This window comes from Anaerotruncus massiliensis (ex Togo et al. 2026) (genome assembly GCF_900199635.1).
GTDB lineage: Bacteria > Bacillota > Clostridia > Oscillospirales > Ruminococcaceae > Anaerotruncus > Anaerotruncus massiliensis.
On sequence record NZ_LT962687.1, the window covers coordinates 1,458,544 to 1,477,503 of the forward strand.

The window sequence follows — 18,960 nt, forward strand, 5'->3', positions numbered from 1 at the left end:
GGCGCTTCCACTTTGGAAGCGCCCTTTGCGCGCCGCGCGGCTGGCAGAATCTTTCGGCGGCGGGCATTTGAAATCATGTCGAAACTGTGGTAAAATAAACTGTTGACTTTTGATGGAAAAGAAGCTACACTAGATGAATCGAACATCTGTTCTCTTGAACGCGTCAATCGATTGATCTGACGGCCCAAAGCGGGGGAGGTATATGGAAGAAGGAAAATTCGAGCTGGTCGCCCCCTACAAACCGACGGGGGACCAGCCGCGGGCAATTGAAAAGCTGACCGAAGGCGTGCTGGCGGGCAGGAAGGAACAGGCCCTGCTGGGCGTCACAGGCTCGGGCAAGACGTTCACGATGGCAAACGTCATCGCAAACGTCAACCGCCCGACGCTTGTTTTGGCGCACAACAAGACGCTGGCCGCGCAGCTGTGCAGCGAGTTCCGGGAATTTTTCCCGCACAACGCTGTGGAGTATTTTGTCAGCTACTACGACTACTACCAGCCGGAGGCCTATATCGCCCACACGGACACCTATATCGAAAAGGATTCGGCGATCAACGACGAGATCGAGAAGCTCCGTCACTCGGCGACCGCCTCGCTCGGCGAACGGCGGGACGTGATCATCGTGTCGAGCGTCTCCTGCATCTACACGCTGGGCGACCCGATCGACTACCACAGCATGGTCATCTCGCTGCGCACGGGAATGCACAGGGAACGGGACGAGCTCATCAAAAAGCTGGTGGAGATCCAGTACGAGCGCAACGACATCAACTTCGTGCGCAACAAGTTCCGGGTCCGCGGCGACGTTGTGGAGATCTTCCCCGTCTATTCGGGGGATACCGCCGTGCGCGTCGAATTCTTCGGGGACGAGATCGACCGCATCACCGAGATCAACACGCTGACCGGGGAGGTCAAGAACGTCGTCAGCCATGTGGCGATCTACCCGGCCTCCCACTACATCGTGCCGCCCGAGAAGATGGCGGCCGCGATCGATGAGATCCGCCGCGAGAGCGAGGAGCGGGTGGCTTATTTCAAGGAGCGCGGCAAGCTGATCGAGGCGCAGCGGATCGCCGAGCGCACCAACTACGACATCGAGATGATGCAGGAGATCGGCTTCTGCAAGGGGATCGAGAACTATTCCCGCGTCATTTCGGGCCGCGCGCCGGGCAGCACGCCCTACACGCTGCTCGACTACTTCCCGAAGGATTTCCTGCTCTTCGTGGACGAGAGCCACGTCACGCTGCCGCAGGTGCGCGGCATGTACGGCGGCGACCGCTCCCGCAAGCAGAGCCTGATCGAATACGGCTTCCGGCTGCCGTCCGCGCTCGACAACCGACCGCTCAACTTTGACGAGTTCTACCAGAAGCTCAACCAGGTCGTCTTCGTATCGGCGACGCCGGGCGAGTTTGAGCGCCAGAAGAGCGCCGAGATCGTCGAGCAGGTCATCCGTCCGACGGGGCTCTGCGACCCCGAGATCGAGGTGCGCCCGGTCGAGGGGCAGATCGACGACCTGCTCTCGGAGATCAACCAGCGCGCCCAGAAGGGGGAGCGGGTGCTCGTCACCACCCTCACCAAGAAGATGGCGGAGGATTTGACCGCCTACATGGAGAACATGGGGGTGCGCATCCGTTACATGCACCACGACATCGACACGATCGAGCGGATGGAGATCATCCGCGACCTGCGCCTGGGCGAGTTCGACGTGCTGGTCGGCATCAACCTGCTGCGCGAGGGCCTCGATATCCCGGAGGTGTCGCTCGTGGCGATCCTCGACGCGGACAAGGAGGGCTTTTTGCGCAGCGAGACCTCCCTTGTGCAGACGGTCGGACGCGCGGCGCGAAATTCCGAGGGCAGGGTCATCATGTACGCGGACAGCGTCACCGAGTCGATGGAGAACGCCATCCGCGAGACCTACCGCCGCCGGGAAATCCAGATGGCCTACAACAGGGAACACCACATCACCCCGCAGACGATCAAAAAGGACGTGCGCGACATCCTCGAAATCTCGACGAGGGACGAGGTCGAGGGCAAAAAGGGCAAGCGCGGAAAGAAGCTCAGCCACAAGGAACGGGAGGCGCTCATCTCCAAGCTGACGCTCGAGATGAAGAACGCGGCGAAGATCCTCGAGTTCGAGCACGCGGCCTACCTGCGCGACAAGATTGCAAAGCTCAGGGCGGAGGACGAGCGCGCCCGCCCCAGCAGGCTGCCAAAATAAAGGAAACGGAAGATAGACTATGGCTTTGGATAAAATCGTTATCAAGGGTGCCCGGGAGCACAACCTCAAGAATATTGACATTGAGATTCCGCGTGACAAGCTGATCGTCTTTACGGGACTTTCCGGCTCGGGCAAGAGCTCGCTCGCGTTCGACACCATCTACGCGGACGGCCAGCGGCGGTATGTCGAGAGCCTGTCGAGCTACGCGCGCATGTTCCTGGGGCAGATGGAGAAGCCGGACGTCGACAGCATCGAGGGGCTCAGCCCCGCGATCTCGATCGACCAGAAGACCACCTCCAAGAACCCCCGTTCGACGGTCGGCACCGTCACCGAGATTTACGACTACCTGCGCCTGCTCTACGCGCGCATCGGCGTTCCGCACTGTCCCGTCTGCGGCCGGCCGATCGAGCAGCAGACGGTCGACCAGATGGTCGACCGGGTGCTCTCGCTGCCCGAGGGGACGAAGGTGCAGGTGCTCGCGCCCACCGTGCGCGGGCGCAAGGGGGAGCATATCAAGGAGTTCGACGCCGCGCGGCGTTCGGGCTATGTACGCGTGCGGGTGGACGGCAACCTCTACGACCTCTCGGAGGAGATCAAGCTCGAAAAGAACAAGAAGCACACGATTGAGGTGGTCGTCGACCGGCTCGTGATCAAGGAGGGAGTCCGCTCCCGCCTGGCCGATTCGCTCGAAACGGCGATCGGGCTGACGGGCGGCATCGCGATCGTCGACGCGGAAGGGGAGGAGATGACCTTCTCCTCCAATTACGCCTGTCCCGACCACGATATCAGCATTGAGGAGCTCACCCCGCGCATGTTCTCCTTCAACGCCCCCTACGGCGCCTGCGAGAAGTGCACCGGCCTGGGCACCTTCCTCAAGGTCGACCCCGAGCTCGTCATCCCCAACAAGCGCCTGACCATCCGGGAGGGCGCGATCCGCGCCTCCGGCTGGTACTACGCCGAGGGCGGCATCGCGCAGATGTACTACGAGGGGCTCGCCGCCCACTACGGCTTTTCCCTCGACGTGCCGGTGAAGGACCTGCCCAAACAGGCGGTGGAGGTCCTGCTCTACGGGACCAAGGGGGAAAAGATCCTCATGCACCGCGAGGGCGGGTCGATGAAGGGCTCCTACTACACCGATTTCGAGGGGATCGTCAACAACCTCGAGCGCCGCTTCCGCGAGACGAATTCTGCGTGGATGCGCGAGGAGATCACCACCTGGATGAACAGCGTCGAGTGCCCCGTCTGCCACGGCAACCGCCTGAACGATACGGTGCTCGCGGTGACGGTCGGCGGGCTCAACATCAGCGAGTTCTGCCGGTTGTCGGTCGTGGGCGCGCTTGACTTTCTCGACCATCTCGAGCTCACCCCGCGCGAGCAGATGATTTCCGAGCTCGTGGTCAAGGAGATCCGCGAGCGGCTGGGATTCCTGCGCAGCGTCGGCCTGGAATACCTGACGCTGGCGCGCTCGGCCGGGACCCTCTCGGGCGGTGAAAGCCAGCGCATCCGGCTCGCGACCCAGATCGGCTCGTCGCTCATGGGGGTGCTCTACATTCTCGACGAGCCGTCGATCGGCCTGCACCAGCGGGACAACGACAAGCTGATCGCCACCCTCAAGCGGCTGCGCGACCTCGGCAACACGCTGATCGTCGTCGAGCATGACGAGGACACGATGTACGCGGCCGACTACATCGTCGACATCGGCCCCGGCGCGGGGATCCACGGCGGCGAGGTGGTCTGCGCGGGCACGGTGGACGAGATCAAGGCCTGCCCCCGGTCGATCACCGGGCAGTACCTTTCCGGGGCCAAGCGGATCGAAGTGCCCGCGGAGCGCCGCAGGGGCAACGGGAAGAGCCTCAAAATCGTCGGCGCGGCGGAAAACAACCTCAAGGAGATCGACGTGGAGATCCCGCTCGGAATCTTCACGGTGGTGACGGGCGTCTCCGGTTCGGGCAAGAGCTCGCTGATCAACGAAGTGCTCTTCAAGCGCCTGACGCGGGAGCTCACCAATCCGCGCGTCAAGCCGGGCAGGCACGAGGACATCCTCGGTATGGAGAACGTCGACAAGGTGATCGACATCAACCAGTCGCCGATCGGGCGCACCCCGCGCTCCAACCCGGCGACCTATACCGGCGTGTTCACCGATATCCGCGAAATCTTCGCGCAGACGGCCGACGCCAAGATGCGCGGCTACAAGTCCAGCCGCTTCTCCTTCAACGTCAAGGGCGGCCGCTGCGAGGCGTGTGAGGGCGACGGCATCGTGCGCATCGAGATGCACTTCCTGGCGGACATCTACGTGCCCTGTGAGGTGTGCAAGGGCCGCCGCTACAACCGCGAGACGCTCGAGGTGAAATACAAGGGAAAATCGATCTACGACGTGCTCGAGATGACCGTCGAGGAGGCGCTCGCGTTCTTCAAAAACGTGCCCAAGATCGCGCGCAAGCTCCAGACCCTCTACGACGTGGGGCTCGGCTACGTCAAGGTCGGCCAGCCCGCCACGACCCTTTCGGGCGGCGAGGCGCAGCGGGTCAAGCTCGCGACCGAGCTTTCCAAGCGGCCGACCGGGCGCACCGTCTACATCCTTGACGAGCCGACGACCGGCCTGCACACCGCCGACGTGCACAAGCTGATCGACGTTTTGCAGACGCTGGTGGACGCGGGGAATACCGTCATCACAATTGAGCATAATTTAGAGGTGATCAAAACCGCCGACTACATCATCGACCTCGGCCCCGAGGGAGGCGACGCGGGCGGAACCATCGTCGCGGCCGGCACGCCGGAGGAGATCTGCAAGGTTCCGGAGTCCTATACGGGGCAATACCTAAAAAAAATGTTATAAATTTATCAAATTTGTGCGGTTTGGGGCTTTACAAATAGTACACCAATATGGTATATTTGTGGCAGAAACAGCGGGAACCGCTGAAAACCGGTATAAAGGAGTTTTGTGACATGAAAAAGTATGTATGCAGCATCTGCGGGTTCGTCTATGATGAGGAGAAGGGCTATCCCGAGGAGGGCATCGCGCCCGGGACCAAGTGGGAGGACGTGCCCGCCGATTTTGTCTGCCCGCTCTGCGGCGTCGGCAAAGAGCAGTTTGAAGCGGAATAAGGAACGACGCGTGACCATTTGACCTGTCAAATGGTCACCTCGTTTGTATACAGGAGGAAACCAAAATGGCAGCAGTGAAAATTACCGACCGCATCTACTCCGTCGGAATCCTGAACCCCAACATGCGGGTGTTCGACATTGTCATGACGACCGACTACGGCACGTCCTACAACTCCTACCTGATCAAGGGGGACAGGAAGAACGTCCTGGTCGAGGCGTGCCACAAGACCTATTTCAAGCAGTATCTGGCCAACATCCGCGAGGTGATCGACCCCGAAAAGATCGACTACGTGGTGCTCAACCACAACGAGCCCGACCACTCGGGCAGCCTCGCGCAGCTGCTCGAATACATCCCCAACGCGACGATTATCGCGTCCAAAGCGGGGAGCATCTACCTGAAGAACATCACCAACCGTGGCGACCTTTCGGTGCAGGCCGCCAAGGACGGCGACGTGATCGACATCGGCGGGGCGACGCTGCGCTTCATCAACGCGCCCTTCCTCCACTGGCCCGATTCGATGTTCACCTGGGTGGAGGAGGAGAAGGCGCTCTTCTCCTGCGACTTCCTCGGCGCGCACTACTGCGAGCCCTACACCTTCGATTACAATATGGCCTATCCCTCCAAGTACGAGGCGGCCTTCAAAAACTACTACGACGCGATTTTCGGGCCCTTCAAGCCCTATGTGCTCGCGGGGCTTGAAAAGATCAAGGACCTGCCGGTGGAGCTCTGCTGCAACAGCCACGGCCCGGTCCTCACAAAGGGCTGCCGCCTCGAGTACGCGAAGGAACGTTACGCCGAGTGGAGCCAGCCGCAGAAGAACGAGCGCCTGACGGTGCCCGTCTTCTACACCTCCGCCTACGGCAACACCCGCAAGATCGCCTCCGCGATCCGCGAGGGCGTCCTGGAGGCGAAGCCTGACGCGGCGGTCGACTGCTTCGACGTCATCGAACACGACATGGGCAGGCTGGCCGCGCTGCTCAATTCGTCCGACGCGTTCGCGCTCGGCAGCCCGACGATCAACGGCGACGCGGTGCCGCCCGCCTGGATGCTGCTGGCCCACGTCGACGCGGTCAACAACAAGAAAAAGCCAGTGCTCGTCTTCGGCTCCTACGGCTGGAGCGGCGAGGCGGTGCCCAACCTGTCCGCCCGCCTCGCGGGGCTCAGGATGAGCCTCTTCGGCGAGGGATACAAGGTCTGCTTCGTGCCTTCGGAGGAGGACCTCGCCAGGGCGAGGGAACTCGGCAAGGCGTTCGGCGAGTCGCTGTAACGTGTACGGTCAGGAGAAAGGAGGGATTCCGCGGAATCCCTCCTTTCCTGTTTCCTTCCCTTGAAAAAAACCGTCGAAAATGATATGATAATACGGTATGCAAATTGATTTCGGGGAGGACGCGTTTTGGCAACGGAACAGGCGGCGGCATCGTCCGCACAGATCGCGCGGCAGCGGGAGTTCGCCCGGCAGGTGCGGGAGCTTCTGGCGCGGCGCTACGACCATCCCCCGGCGGCGTTCGTCCATTCGTTCGGCTGCCAGCAGAACCAGTCGGACGGCGAAAAGCTCTCGGGGATGCTCGCGGAGATGGGCTACGGCTTCACCGATTCCCCAAGTTACGCGGATCTGGTCATCTACAACACCTGCGCGGTCCGGGAAAACGCCGAGGACCGGGTGTTCGGCAACGTGGGCGCCCTCAAAAAGGTCAAGCGCGCCCGCCCGGGCATGCTGATCGGGCTCTGCGGCTGCATGATGCAGCAGCAGGCGGTCGCGGAACGGATCCGTGCGAGCTACCCCTACGTCGACCTCGTGTTCGGCACCCACGCGCTGCACACGCTGCCCGAGCTGCTCTTCCGGTGGCTTTCGGGGGAGCGGCGGCAGTTTTCGGTGGCGCCGGGGGACGGGGAGATTATCGAGGGGCTGCCGCTGCGCCGGGACGGCGCCATCAAGGCGAACCTGCCGATCATGTACGGGTGCGACAATTTCTGCACCTATTGCATCGTGCCCTATGTGCGCGGCCGGGAGCGCAGCAGAAACCCGGAGGACGTGCTGCGGGAGGCCCGGGAGATTTCCGCCTCCGGCTACCGGGAGATCACCCTGCTCGGCCAGAACGTCAACTCCTACGGCAAGGGGCTTTCCGATCCGGTCGACTTTTCCGACCTGCTCGGCCGCGTCGACGCCGTGGAGGGGGATTTCTGGCTGCGGTTCATGACGAGCCACCCGAAGGACTGTACGAAAAAGCTGATCGATGCGATCGCGTCGAGCGAAAAGGTCTGTCGCCACATCCACCTGCCGGTGCAGAGCGGCAGCGACCGGGTGCTCGCGGCGATGAACCGCCGCTATACGGCGGAGCGCTACCTCGAACTCATCGACTACGCGCGCGAGGCGATCCCCGGCGTCACCTTTTCGAGCGACATCATCGTCGGCTTTCCCGGCGAGACGCGGGAGGACTTTGAGGAGACCCTCGCGCTGGTGAGGCGGGTGCGCTACAACACCCTCTACACCTTCCTCTTTTCTCCCCGCACGGGGACGAAGGCCGCCTTGATGGACGACCCGGTCCCCGCGGAGGAAAAATCCCGGTGGTTCCGCGAGCTGCTCGACGCGGAGAGCGAAATCCGCGGGGAAATCCAGGCGGGGATGGTCGGCCGCACGGTGCGGGTACTCGCCGAGGGGGAGGGCCGCTCCGGCGGGGGCTGGCTCTCCGGGCGCACGGAAAGCAACGACATCGTCGAATTCACCGGCCCGCGCGAGGCGATCGGCCGGTTTGTGAACGTCAAGATCGAGCGCGCGCTGAACTGGGCGCTCTTCGGAAGCCTGGCGTGACAGGAGGCGGGGAGGAACCATGAGAAGGAAAGACAGGGAAGTGACCGATCCGGAGCGGATCGACGCGATCATCCGCGCCTGCCACTGCTGCAGGCTGGGTTTTTATGACAACGGGGAGGTTTACATCGTCCCGCTCGATTTTGGTTATGATGAAAAAGAGGGAAAACGGACCTTCTATTTTCACGGGGCCAAAGAGGGCCGGAAGATGGACTGCATCCTGAGGTCCCCCCGGGCCGGGTTCGAACTGGATACCGGCTACGAGCTCATCGAGGCGGAGGTCGCGTGCAGGAACTCCGCCCGCTACCGGAGCGTCGTCGGGACGGGGCGCGTCTCGGTCATCGAGGCCCCGGAGGAAAAGCGGGCCGCCTTGCAGGCGGTCATGCTCCACAGCACGGGAAAGGGCGGTTGGGATTTCCCCGACGCGATGCTCAACGCGGTCTGTGTTTTTCAGCTGGAGGTGGAGACCCTCTCCTGCAAGGAACACGCATAAATATAATTTCAAATAGAAAGCAGAGGAAAAAACAATGGATGTTATTGCAACGGCACGCCAGCTCGGAAAGGCGATTCAGCAGGACGAGCGGTATCTCCGCCTCATGGTGGCGCAGCAGATGAACGATTCGGACGAGGAGCTTCAGTCGCTCATCGGCAAATTCAATCTCAAGCGGATCGATCTCAATGGGGAGATCAACAAGAGCGAGAAGGACCAGGAGAAGATTACGGCGATCAACGGCGAGGTCAAGGAGCTCTACGCGCAGATCATGGCGAACAAGAACATGAGCGCCTACAACGACGCCAAAAACGAGGTCGACGGGCTGGTCGATTTCGTCATGCAGATCCTGCGCGGGAGCCTCGACGGCGAGGACCCCGACCAGATCGAACAGAAGAGCGGCGGATGCTCGGGCAGCTGCTCCTCCTGCTCCGGCTGCCACTGAACCACTGACAAAATAACCACCGGAGGTCGGCGCGGATGAACGTTGATATGCAGAAGCTCTCCCCGATGATGCAGCAGTATTTCGCCGTAAAGGAACAGCACAAGGACCACATCCTCTTCTTCCGGCTCGGCGACTTCTACGAGATGTTTTACGACGACGCGATCCTCGCGTCAAAGGAGCTCGAGCTCACCCTGACGGGGCGGGACTGCGGGCAGGAGGAGCGCGCCCCGATGTGCGGCGTGCCCTACCACGCGTGTGACGCGTACATCTCGCGGCTCATCAGGAAGGGCTACAAGGTGGCCATCTGCGAGCAGATGGAAAACCCCGCCGACGCCAAGGGCGTCGTCAAGCGCAGCGTCATCCGCGTCGTCACGCCGGGGACCCTCATCGAGAGCAACATGCTCTCGGAGGACACGAATAATTTCATCGCCTGCATCCTCTGCGACGCGGGCGGCTGGGGGCTGGCCTGCGCCGATATTTCGACCGGCCAGCTCTTTGTCTCCCAGTTTGAGGCGGGGGCGCAGGGCGAGCTGATCAACGAGCTCGGGCGGTACAGCCCGAGCGAAATCATCTTTAACGACGGGCTGCTCGACAAGAAGGAGGTCACCTCCTTTATCAAGGAGAAGCTCCACTGCGTCGCCGACCTGTGCGACTCCGAGCGGTTCGAGCCGCGGGAGGCCGAAGCGCTCATTGAACGGCACTTTTCCAGGGAACCGAAGGAACTGGGGCTCGAGGGGAAGGAGAGCGCGGCCCGCGCGCTCGGCGCGCTGCTCTCCTACCTCTATGAGACGCAGCAGAAGGGGCTCGAACGGATCACCGACGTCGGCTATGTGAACCCCGAGCAGTACATGGTGCTGGACCTGACCGCGCGGCGCAACCTCGAGCTGACCCAGACGATGCGCACGGGCGAAAAGCGCGGAACGCTGCTCTGGGTGCTGGACAAGACCAAAACCGCGATGGGCAAGCGGCTGCTGCGCAGCTACCTCGACAAGCCCCTCGTGAACCCCGCCGCCATCAATAAGCGCCTCAACGCGGTGGAGGAGCTCGTGGACGACACGATTCTGCGCTGCGACATCGCGGACGCCCTTTCGGGCATCTTCGACCTCGAGCGGCTGATGACCCGCGTCATCTACGGCAACGCCACGCCGCGCGAATTTAAATCCCTCGAGTTCACCTGCCGGGCGCTGCCCGGCCTGCGGGAACGGCTTGCCGGCTGCGCGAGCGCCTATCTGAAGGAGGTCCACGACCGGATCGATCCGCTCGAGGACGTCTGCGGGCTCCTCTCCCGCGCGGTCGTCGACGAGCCGCCCATCGCGCTTAAGGACGGCGGCGTCATCAAGGAGGGCTTCGACGAGGAGCTGGACGGCCTGCGCTCCCTTGTGCACAACACCAAGCAGGTGCTTGTGGAGATCGAGTCGCGGGAGAAGGAGCGCACCGGCATCCGGAACCTCAAAATCGGCTACAACCGGGTGTTCGGCTACTACATAGAGGTTACGAGATCCAACCTGTCGATGGTGCCCGACGACTATATCCGCAAGCAGACGCTTGCGAACGGCGAGCGTTACATCACCCAGGAGCTCAAGGAGCTCGAGGAAAAAATCCTCACCGCCGGGGAGCGGATCACCTATCTGGAGGCGAAGCTCTTCGACGAGGTGCGCGAGGCCGTATCGGCGGAGCTGCACCGAGTGCAGGCCACCGCCTCCGCGGTGGCGCGGCTCGACGTCTACTGCGCGCTGGCCGCGGTCGCGCAGGCGAACGGCTACTGCCGCCCCGATGTGAACTTCTCCGATGAAATCTGTATCCGCGAGGGGCGGCACCCGGTCGTCGAGCAGCTGATGAACGGCGCGCCCTTCGTCGCCAACGACACGGCGCTCAACAACACCGACAAGCAGATCGCGATCATCACCGGCCCCAATATGGCCGGTAAATCGACCTACATGCGTCAGACGGCGCTCATTGTGCTGATGGCGCAGATGGGTTCCTTCGTACCCGCCGCGTCGGCGTCGATCGGCGTGGTTGACGGCATCTTTACGCGGGTGGGCGCGTCGGACGACCTTTCGTCCGGGCAGTCGACCTTCATGGTCGAAATGACCGAGGTCGCGCAGATCATGAAGGAGGCCACCCCCAAGAGCCTGCTTATTTTGGATGAGATCGGCCGGGGAACTTCGACATTTGACGGCATGAGCATTGCGCGCGCCGTGATAGAATATATTGCGGACAAGCGCCATGTGGGGGCCAAGACCCTCTTCGCCACCCACTACCACGAGTTGACTGAGCTCGAATCGGAGCTGACCGGCGTCAAGAACTACAACATCGCCTGCAAAAAGCGGGGGGACGAGCTCACCTTCCTGCGCCGGATCGTGCCGGGCGGCGCGGACGACAGCTACGGCATCGAGGTCAGCAAGCTCGCCGGCGTGCCCGACTGGATCATCCGGCGCGCCCGGCAGGTGCTCGGCCAGCTCGAGGAGGGCAAGGAGGTCTCGCCCGCGAAGAAGAAGCACGCCGCGGCCGCGGAAGGGCCGCAGATCTCCTTTGAGGCGGTGATTCCCTCGGAGGTCGAGGCGGCGCTTCGGCAGGTGGACGTCAACACGCTCACGCCGATCGAGGCGCTCAACAAGCTCTATGAACTGAAATCTCTGCTTAAGGATTAGGACGAAAGGGGGGACGCGGAGTGGCAAAGATCAACGTGCTGGACAAACAGGTCGCCGAGCTGATCGCGGCGGGCGAGGTGGTGGAGCGCCCCGCGTCGATCGTCAAGGAGCTGGTGGAAAACGCCGTCGACGCGGGGGCGACCAAGGTCACCGTCGAGATCCAGGGGGGCGGCATCCAGTATATCCGCGTGACCGACAACGGCACGGGCATCGCGCGGGAGGACGTGGAGAACGCCTTTTTGCGCCACGCGACGAGCAAGGTGAAAAACGAGGAGGACCTCACCCGCATCATGACGATGGGGTTCCGCGGCGAGGCGCTCGCCTCGATCGCGGCGATGTGCCGGGTCGAGCTGCTCACCCGCACGGCGGAGGAGATCGCCGGGACGCGCTATACGATCTCCGGCGGCGAACCGGGGGAGCTCTCCGACGCGGGCTGCCCGACCGGCACGACGATCACCGTCCGGGACGTCTTCTTCAACACCCCCGCGCGGATGAAGTTCCTAAAAAAGGACGTCTCGGAGGGCAACAGCGTCGCCGCCGCCGTCGAAAAGGCGGCGCTCGGCAATCCCGGCGTGGCCGTCAAGTTCCTGCGCGACGGCGTCGTGCGCCTGCAGACGCCGGGGGACGGGCAGGTGCTCTCGGCGGTGCGGTGCGTGCTCGGCCGGGAGTTTTCCGAAAACGCGGTCCCCGTCCGCTATGAGGCGAACGGCCTCACGCTCGACGGGGTAATCAGCAGGCCCTCCTTCGCGCGCGGCTCGCGCGGGCTCCAGAATTTCTTCATCAACACCCGCTTCGTGCGCTCGAAGACCTGCATGGCCGCGCTCGAGGAGAGCTACCGCAACACGCTGATGGTGGGGCGATACCCCTCCTGCGTGCTGAACCTCACGGTCCCGCCCCAAGCGGTCGACGTGAACGTGCACCCCGCGAAGATCGAGGTGCGCTTCGCAAACGAAAAGAGCATCTTTGACCTTGTCTATTACGGCTGCAAGACGGCGCTCGGCGCGAACAGGCTCGCGCCCGAGATCAGGGCGGAGGATGTAAAGTATAATCCCTTTAAGGCGAATCCGGATCAGGCCGCGCCGGCACAGCAGCGGCTGAGCGTCGGCGAATATAAGGAGCTGCTTGAAAAGCGGCTCAAGGCGGAGCGGGCCCCCTCCGTGCTCGAATACACCTACCGCCCCGCGCCTGCCGCGCCGGTGCGCGCGGGTGCAGACGTGCCGCCGCCCTCCGACTATGACGCGCCGCTGTCGCTGGAGAGCCCGCCGCCCGCCGTGGGAACGGCGCCGCCGGCGCTCACCTTTCACGCCGAGCCGGTGACCCTCTTTTTTGACAAGGAGACGGCGGAAGCCGCCTCTTTGGGTATCCCGGAGGAAGGACCCGCCGCGCCGCCCGATCCCTATGAGAACGCGCGGGTGATCGGGGAACTGTTCGGCACCTATGTGCTGCTCGAGCGCGGGGACGAGCTGGTGCTAGTGGACAAGCACGCCGCGCACGAACGCCTGCTCTTCAACCGGATCGTGGCGGGCGGGGTCGGGGAGGACCGGCAGATGCTGCTTACCCCCGTCTCGGTGAAGCTCTCCCCGGAGGAGCACGCGGCGGTGCTGGAAAACGCTTCGCTGCTGGCGGGCGCGGGCATCCCCGTCGAGGACTTCGGGGACGGGTTCGTGCTGGTGCGGGAGGTCGCGCCGATCCTCGCGGACGCGGACATCGCGGGGATTGTCTCCGAATGCGCGGACAAGCTGCTGCGCGGGGGCGGGAAGCTGCTGCCGCGCCAGCTCGAGGACTTCTACCACACGGTCGCCTGCCGCGCGGCGATCAAGGCGCACGACAGGACCCCCGCGCCAAGCCTCGCGGAGCTCATCGAAATGCTCCGGCAGGACGGCGACGCGGACCACTGCCCGCACGGGCGGCCGGTGTCCGTCCGTATGCGGCGGCACGAGATCGAAAAGAAATTTGGCAGGCTGGGCTGATATGGAAAGACAGGATGGAAAACTCCCGCTCGTCGTGGTGGCGGGCCCGACCGCGTCGGGCAAGACGGCCCTGGCCGTCGAGCTGGCGCTCCTGTTCGGCGGGGAAGTCGTCTCCGCCGATTCAATGCAGGTCTACCGCGGGATGGACATCGCGACTGCCAAACCGGACGAAGCCGAAATGAAGGGGGTTCCGCACCATTTGATCGACTTCATCGAGCCGGACGGCGCGGCCTTCTCGGTGGCGGATTACGCGCGGCTTGCGCACGCGGCGATCGACGGGATCGCCGCGCGGGGGAGGCTGCCGATCCTCGCCGGGGGGACGGGGCTCTACATCGGCGCGGTCGTCGACAACCTCGACTATGGGGAGATTCCCGCCTCGCCGGAGGTGCGGGAGGAACTGAAAACGCAGGCGCGGGAGCGCGGCGGCAAAGCGATGCTCGAAGAGCTGCGCGGGGTGGACCCCGCGCTCGCGGAAAAGCTGCACCCCAATAACCTCGGACGGGTGCTGCGCGCGCTGGAGGTCTACCGGGTGACGGGGATCCCGATGAGCGAGCACCAGCGCCGTTCCCGGCTCACGCCCGCGCGCTATGAGCCCTGCATGCTCGGCATCTGCTTTCGCGACCGCGAAAAGCTCTACGAGCGGATCGACCGGCGCGTCGACCTCATGATGGAACGCGGCCTGCTCGACGAGGCGCGGGAGGTCAGCCGCCGCTACGGCGGGACGGCCCGCCAGGCGATCGGCTACAAGGAGCTGCAGCCCTATCTGGAGGGGCGGGCGCCGCTTGAGGAGTGTGTGGCGCGGCTCAAGCAGGCCACCCGCAACTATGCCAAGCGGCAGCTCACCTGGTTTCGGCGGGACGGACGCATCCGGTGGCTCTGCGCGGACGAGTTTTCCTCCCCCGCGGAGCTGGCACAAAAGGCGGCCGAACTGGTTCACAACAGCATTCTTTTGTGATATAATATTCTGAAAGCAAAGACACGATACAGAAAGAGAAAACGGACACAACACTGATTTTGTTGCTCTGCAACAGGGGAGGTACCATGAAACAGCTGAATCTACAGGATGTTTTCCTCAACCAGGCCCGCCGCGAGAAGATCACCGTGACAATCTACCTGACCAACGGCTTCCAGTTCAAGGGGGTCGTGCGCGGCTTCGACTCCTTCACCGTCATCCTCGACTGCGAGGGGCGTCAGAACCTGGTCTACAAGCACGCGATTTCCACGATCATTCCCTCCAAGACGATCAGCATCCTGGAGTCGGTCGAGGGCGACAAAGAGAACGAATAGAAATCAGGCGGAACACCGGATATGAAAAATACGTTGACCCAAAGGCTCGTGATGGGGCTGCTCGCGCTTTTCCTGCTCAGCTACGTCGGCTATCAGGCGTGGCGGTATTTCACCTCCCAGTACAAAACCGAGACGGTGTATACCTACACGGTCGCGGAAACCGCCGGGATCACGGGCATCGCCCTGCGCGAGGAACAGCTGCTTGACGACTGGATCGGCAAGGGCGTGGCGACCTACCTGACGAGCGACGGCACCAAAGTCTCCAACGGCACCGCGATCGCCGAGGTCTACCGGAGCGAGAAGGACGCGGAAAACGTGCGGATGGTGCGGGAACTCTCCCACCAGCGGGAACAGCTCGAAAAGGCGCAGGACCCCGGCACCACCTCCTACGCGCACACCGATGTGCTCAACCGGCAGATTTTCAGCGAACTGGGCGGCATCATCCGCCAGGTGGACGGCAACAGCTTTTCCCAGATTTCCGGCGGGGCGGACAATCTGCTCCTGCTGCTCAACACCAAGCAGGTCGCGACCGGAAAGCAGAGCAGCTTTGCCGGCGAGATCGAGCGGCTCGAATCGGAGGAGCGGTACTACTCCTCCCAGATCAAGGAGGAGCCCGAGACGATCACGGCCCCGCGCCCCGGGTATTTCATCCGGACGATCGACGGCCTCGAGGGCAAGGCGGACCTTGAAAACCTCGACGAGCTGCTCCCGGACGATCTGGCCCGGCTGATGAACACGCCGGTCAAGACCAATTCCACAAGGGTGGGCAAGCTGATGCTCGGCCACAACTGGTACTTTGCCGCCGCCGTCCCGGAGGAGGATGTCTCCAAATACCGGGAGGGCGCGCTCGTCACCCTCGATTTCCACCTCAGCGGGACAAGCCCGGTGGAGGCGGTGGTGTGGAACGTCAACAAGGACCAGGAGAAGGGCGGCGCGGTCGTCGTCTTCCGCAGCGACTATATCAACGAGGCGCTCGTAAACCTGCGCACCGCGCAGGCGGACGTCAAATTCAAATCCATCTCCGGGCTGCGGGTGAGCAGCTCGGCCATCCGGTTCGAGGGCATCCAGAAGGGCGTTTACATCATCAGGGGCGAAAAGCTCGCCTTCCGCCCGGTGGACGTGCTCTACGAGGGGGCGGGGTTCGTGGTCTGCCGGGAAGCCAATCCCGAGGCCGAGCCCGACTGCCTCCAGCAATATGACGATGTGGTCATCGAGGGGGCGCAGCTTTATGATGGAAAACCGGCCTGACGAAGGGGCCGTCGCCGCGACGGTGAGGGATATTACCGAGCGTATAGCCGAGACCTGCGCGAAATGCGGCAGGGACCCGGCGGACGTGCGGCTGATGGCGGTGACCAAGACGGTCGAGGCCGCGCGGGTCAACGAGGCGATCGGCGCGGGGGTGCGGCTGCTCGGGGAAAACCGCGCGCAGGAGCTGCTCTCCAAATATGACGACTACCGGAAGGACGGGGTGGAGATCCACTTCATCGGGCATCTGCAGACCAACAAGGTGCGGCAGATCGCGGACAAGGTGACGATGATCCAGTCGCTGGACAGCCTCCCGCTCGCGCGGGAGATCGAAAAACAGTGCGCAAAGCTCGGGAAAAAGATGGACTGCCTCGTGGAAGTAAATATTGGAAGCGAACTGACAAAATCCGGCGTGTCGCCCGAAGCGCTTCCGGAATTTCTGGAAGAGGTTTCCTCGGTTGGCGGGATTTGTGTGCGGGGACTGATGTCGATCCCGCCGGTCTGCGAAAACGATCTCGAAAGAGAACGTTATTTTTCCAGTTTGTATAAACTATTTGTTGACATCGGGCAGAAAAAAATAGATAATATCAGTATGGATTTTTTGTCTATGGGGATGTCGGACGACTACCTGTTGGCAATCAAGCACGGCTCCAGCCTTGTTCGGATTGGAACCGCGCTGTTTGGGCGCAGGGCCTATGCCGGCCATCAATGAGAAACTGAGAGGGATGTTTTTATGGGACTTATGGATAAGTTCAAGAACTTCATCGGGATTCCGGAGGACGAGTACTACGAGGACGAGGACGTGGATTTCATCTCCAACGACAATCCCCGCCCCGATCCCGTCCGCGAGGAGCCCGCGGTGCACGGAGAGAAGCGCGGCAACAAGGTTGTCAACATCCACGCGACCACCCAGCTTCAGGTGGTGCTCGTAAAGCCCGAGCGGTTTGACGACGCCTCCGCCGTGGCGGACCACCTCAACGACAAGCGCACCGTCGTGCTCAACCTCGAGTCGACCAATAAGGACGTCTCCCGCAGGCTGATCGATTTCCTCTCGGGCGTGGCCTACGCCAACAACGGCCAGATCAAGCGCGTCGCCAACAGCACCTACATCATCACTCCCTACAATGTCGACATCATGGGCGACCTGCTCGACGAGCTCGAGAGCAACGGCGTCTTCTTCTGATGGCTTTCGCGGCGGACAGGCAGGACCAGGCGTTCACCGCCCACATCCTTGACCTGTTTACCATAGCGCAGCAAAAATACGTGACGCGCTTCACCGGCTTCCTGGACATGCACCAGCTCGCGCTGGCGCGGCGGGCGGCCGCGTCCTGCGCGTATCCGAATCACTCGTTTTTCGGCGGGCATCCCGGCGGGGAACGGGTGATGCTCGGCGTTTTCGCCCCCTACGAGGAGCCGGACGAGGCGGCGTTCCCGATCGTCCCGCTCACGCTCACCTTCCGGGCGGAGGACCCCATCGGCCACCGGGATATTTTGGGCTCCCTCACGGGGCTGGAGATCCGCCGGGAGGCGGTGGGGGACATCCTCATGGGGGAGGGGCTCGCCGTCTGCTTCGTGACCGATGCGGTCGCGCCCGTCGTCCTGAATGAGCTTGCCAAGGTCGGACGCTGCGGCGTCAGGGTTCGGGAGGGGCTTCCCGATGCGCTGCCGGCGCTGTACCGCTATGCCGACGTCCCCATCAATGTGAGCGCCCTGCGGCTCGACTGCGTGGCCGCGGCGCTGCTCCACCTCTCCCGCGAAAAGGCCGCGCAGGCGGTGCGCTCGGGGGCGGTGTCCCTCAACGGCGCGCCCGAACAGGAGGTCTCCCGCATGCTCTGCGAGGGGGACGTGCTGAGCGTCCGCGGCTATGGGAAATATCTGGTCGCGCAGGTGCTTTCGGAGACGAAAAAGGGGCGGCTGCACCTGCTCTGCAAAAAATATGTATGATCCGGTACGATTCCGATGAATGATATAAGGGGGATGTTCCACTGTGCTCAATCCAAACGAGATCGCGAACAAGCAGTTTTCCAAGGGGCGGGGCTACCGCGCGGAGGAAGTCGACAGCTATTTGCGGCAGATTGCCAGCGACATCGGTGAACTGATAGAGGAAAAGCGGGACCTGGAAAAGAAGATGATGGTTCTCGCGGACAAACTCGAGGAGTACAAGGAAGACGAGGAGAGCCTGCGCGCGGCGCTGCTCGGCGCCCAGAAGCTGGGCGACAGCGTGGTGCGGGAGGCCAAGGCCAAGGCGCAGTCGCTCCTTGAGGACGCCGAGGCGCAGGCCGTGCAGCTCGTGGAGAACGCCAAGAAGGAGATCGAGCGGCAGCAGCAGGGCTTCGTCCGGCTGCAGCGGGAGGTCGCGACCTTCAAGAGCAAGCTGCAGCTCGTCTATAAGCAGCATCTGGAGCTCATCAGTTCCATCCCCGTGGACGAGAACATCGTGGAAGCGGCGATGAAGAAGAGCGCCCCGCAGCCGGAACCCCAGCCCCAGCCGGAGCAGCCCGTCTTTGAGGAGCCTGTCGACGAGCTGCCGCCTCCCGTCGAGCCGGTGGACGAGTATGCGATCCCGCTGCCGGTGGACGCCCCGTTGAGCTATTCGGAGGAGCGCCTTGAATACAGCGAGGACGCCTACGAATCCGACCCGGCGCCCGCGCCCAAACGGGAATCGCGGTTCGGCCCGCTCAAATTCGGCAAGGAATTCGACATCAAGCGCGACGACGACAAGCGCAGGAAATAATTTCCGTCAAGATGAAA

Annotated in this window: 16 protein-coding genes; all 16 read left to right on the top strand. The window is 62.9% G+C overall.

Annotation, left to right across the window (positions count from 1 at the left end; genetic code table 11):
• Nucleotides 1-202 precede the first annotated feature (202 nt).
• The 16 genes from uvrB (at nucleotide 203) to C1A13_RS07400 (ending at nucleotide 18,943) form a co-directional block, all read left to right on the top strand.
• Complete coding sequence (gene uvrB / locus C1A13_RS07325; RefSeq protein WP_101550603.1) at nucleotides 203-2,209, top strand: excinuclease ABC subunit UvrB; 2,007 nt, start codon at nucleotides 203-205, stop codon at nucleotides 2,207-2,209.
• A gap of 19 nt (nucleotides 2,210-2,228) precedes the next feature.
• Nucleotides 2,229-5,045 carry an excinuclease ABC subunit UvrA gene (gene uvrA / locus C1A13_RS07330; protein WP_101550604.1) on the top strand — a complete coding sequence of 939 codons (2,817 nt, stop codon included), beginning with the start codon at nucleotides 2,229-2,231 and terminating at the stop codon, nucleotides 5,043-5,045.
• 110 nt (nucleotides 5,046-5,155) lie between these two features.
• The gene (gene rd, locus C1A13_RS07335; protein WP_101550606.1) at nucleotides 5,156-5,314 is read left to right on the top strand and encodes a rubredoxin; all 159 of its coding nucleotides are present in this window, start codon (nucleotides 5,156-5,158) and stop codon (nucleotides 5,312-5,314) included.
• A gap of 65 nt (nucleotides 5,315-5,379) precedes the next feature.
• The gene (locus C1A13_RS07340) at nucleotides 5,380-6,582 is read left to right on the top strand and encodes an FprA family A-type flavoprotein (RefSeq protein WP_101550608.1); all 1,203 of its coding nucleotides are present in this window, start codon (nucleotides 5,380-5,382) and stop codon (nucleotides 6,580-6,582) included.
• 126 nt (nucleotides 6,583-6,708) lie between these two features.
• Nucleotides 6,709-8,124 (top strand): tRNA (N6-isopentenyl adenosine(37)-C2)-methylthiotransferase MiaB, encoded by a 1,416-nt coding sequence (gene miaB / locus C1A13_RS07345; protein ID WP_207654184.1) that lies wholly within the window; start codon nucleotides 6,709-6,711, stop codon nucleotides 8,122-8,124.
• A 19-nt stretch (nucleotides 8,125-8,143) separates the two neighbouring features.
• Nucleotides 8,144-8,614, top strand: a complete 471-nt coding sequence (locus tag C1A13_RS07350) for a pyridoxamine 5'-phosphate oxidase family protein (protein ID WP_101550610.1) — start codon at nucleotides 8,144-8,146, stop codon at nucleotides 8,612-8,614.
• 34 nt (nucleotides 8,615-8,648) lie between these two features.
• Nucleotides 8,649-9,056, top strand: a complete 408-nt coding sequence (locus tag C1A13_RS07355; RefSeq protein WP_101550612.1) for a YlbF family regulator — start codon at nucleotides 8,649-8,651, stop codon at nucleotides 9,054-9,056.
• Between the two features lie 47 nt (nucleotides 9,057-9,103).
• Complete coding sequence (gene mutS, locus C1A13_RS07360) at nucleotides 9,104-11,707, top strand: DNA mismatch repair protein MutS (protein ID WP_101553212.1); 2,604 nt, start codon at nucleotides 9,104-9,106, stop codon at nucleotides 11,705-11,707.
• 20 nt (nucleotides 11,708-11,727) lie between these two features.
• On the top strand, nucleotides 11,728-13,677 hold the full coding sequence (mutL, locus tag C1A13_RS07365; protein WP_101550613.1) for a DNA mismatch repair endonuclease MutL: 1,950 nt from the start codon (nucleotides 11,728-11,730) through the stop codon (nucleotides 13,675-13,677).
• Nucleotide 13,678: 1 nt separating this feature from the next.
• Nucleotides 13,679-14,632 (top strand): tRNA (adenosine(37)-N6)-dimethylallyltransferase MiaA, encoded by a 954-nt coding sequence (gene miaA, locus C1A13_RS07370; protein ID WP_101550615.1) that lies wholly within the window; start codon nucleotides 13,679-13,681, stop codon nucleotides 14,630-14,632.
• Between the two features lie 86 nt (nucleotides 14,633-14,718).
• Nucleotides 14,719-14,964, top strand: a complete 246-nt coding sequence (hfq, locus tag C1A13_RS07375) for an RNA chaperone Hfq (protein ID WP_101550618.1) — start codon at nucleotides 14,719-14,721, stop codon at nucleotides 14,962-14,964.
• Between the two features lie 21 nt (nucleotides 14,965-14,985).
• Complete coding sequence (locus C1A13_RS07380; RefSeq protein WP_101550620.1) at nucleotides 14,986-16,212, top strand: HlyD family efflux transporter periplasmic adaptor subunit; 1,227 nt, start codon at nucleotides 14,986-14,988, stop codon at nucleotides 16,210-16,212.
• A complete protein-coding gene (locus tag C1A13_RS07385) occupies nucleotides 16,193-16,921 on the top strand; it encodes a YggS family pyridoxal phosphate-dependent enzyme (protein WP_101550621.1) in 729 nt (242 codons plus the stop codon). The genes C1A13_RS07380 and C1A13_RS07385 overlap by 20 nt, the downstream gene beginning before the upstream one ends.
• Before the next feature lie 21 nt (nucleotides 16,922-16,942).
• Nucleotides 16,943-17,392 carry a cell division protein SepF gene (locus C1A13_RS07390; protein ID WP_101550622.1) on the top strand — a complete coding sequence of 150 codons (450 nt, stop codon included), beginning with the start codon at nucleotides 16,943-16,945 and terminating at the stop codon, nucleotides 17,390-17,392.
• Entirely contained in the window at nucleotides 17,392-18,153 is a 762-nt protein-coding gene (locus tag C1A13_RS07395; RefSeq protein WP_101550623.1) for an RNA-binding protein, read from the top strand. The genes C1A13_RS07390 and C1A13_RS07395 overlap by 1 nt, the downstream gene beginning before the upstream one ends.
• Before the next feature lie 43 nt (nucleotides 18,154-18,196).
• A complete protein-coding gene (locus tag C1A13_RS07400) occupies nucleotides 18,197-18,943 on the top strand; it encodes a DivIVA domain-containing protein (RefSeq protein ID WP_101550624.1) in 747 nt (248 codons plus the stop codon).
• The last annotated feature ends 17 nt before the right edge of the window (nucleotides 18,944-18,960 follow it).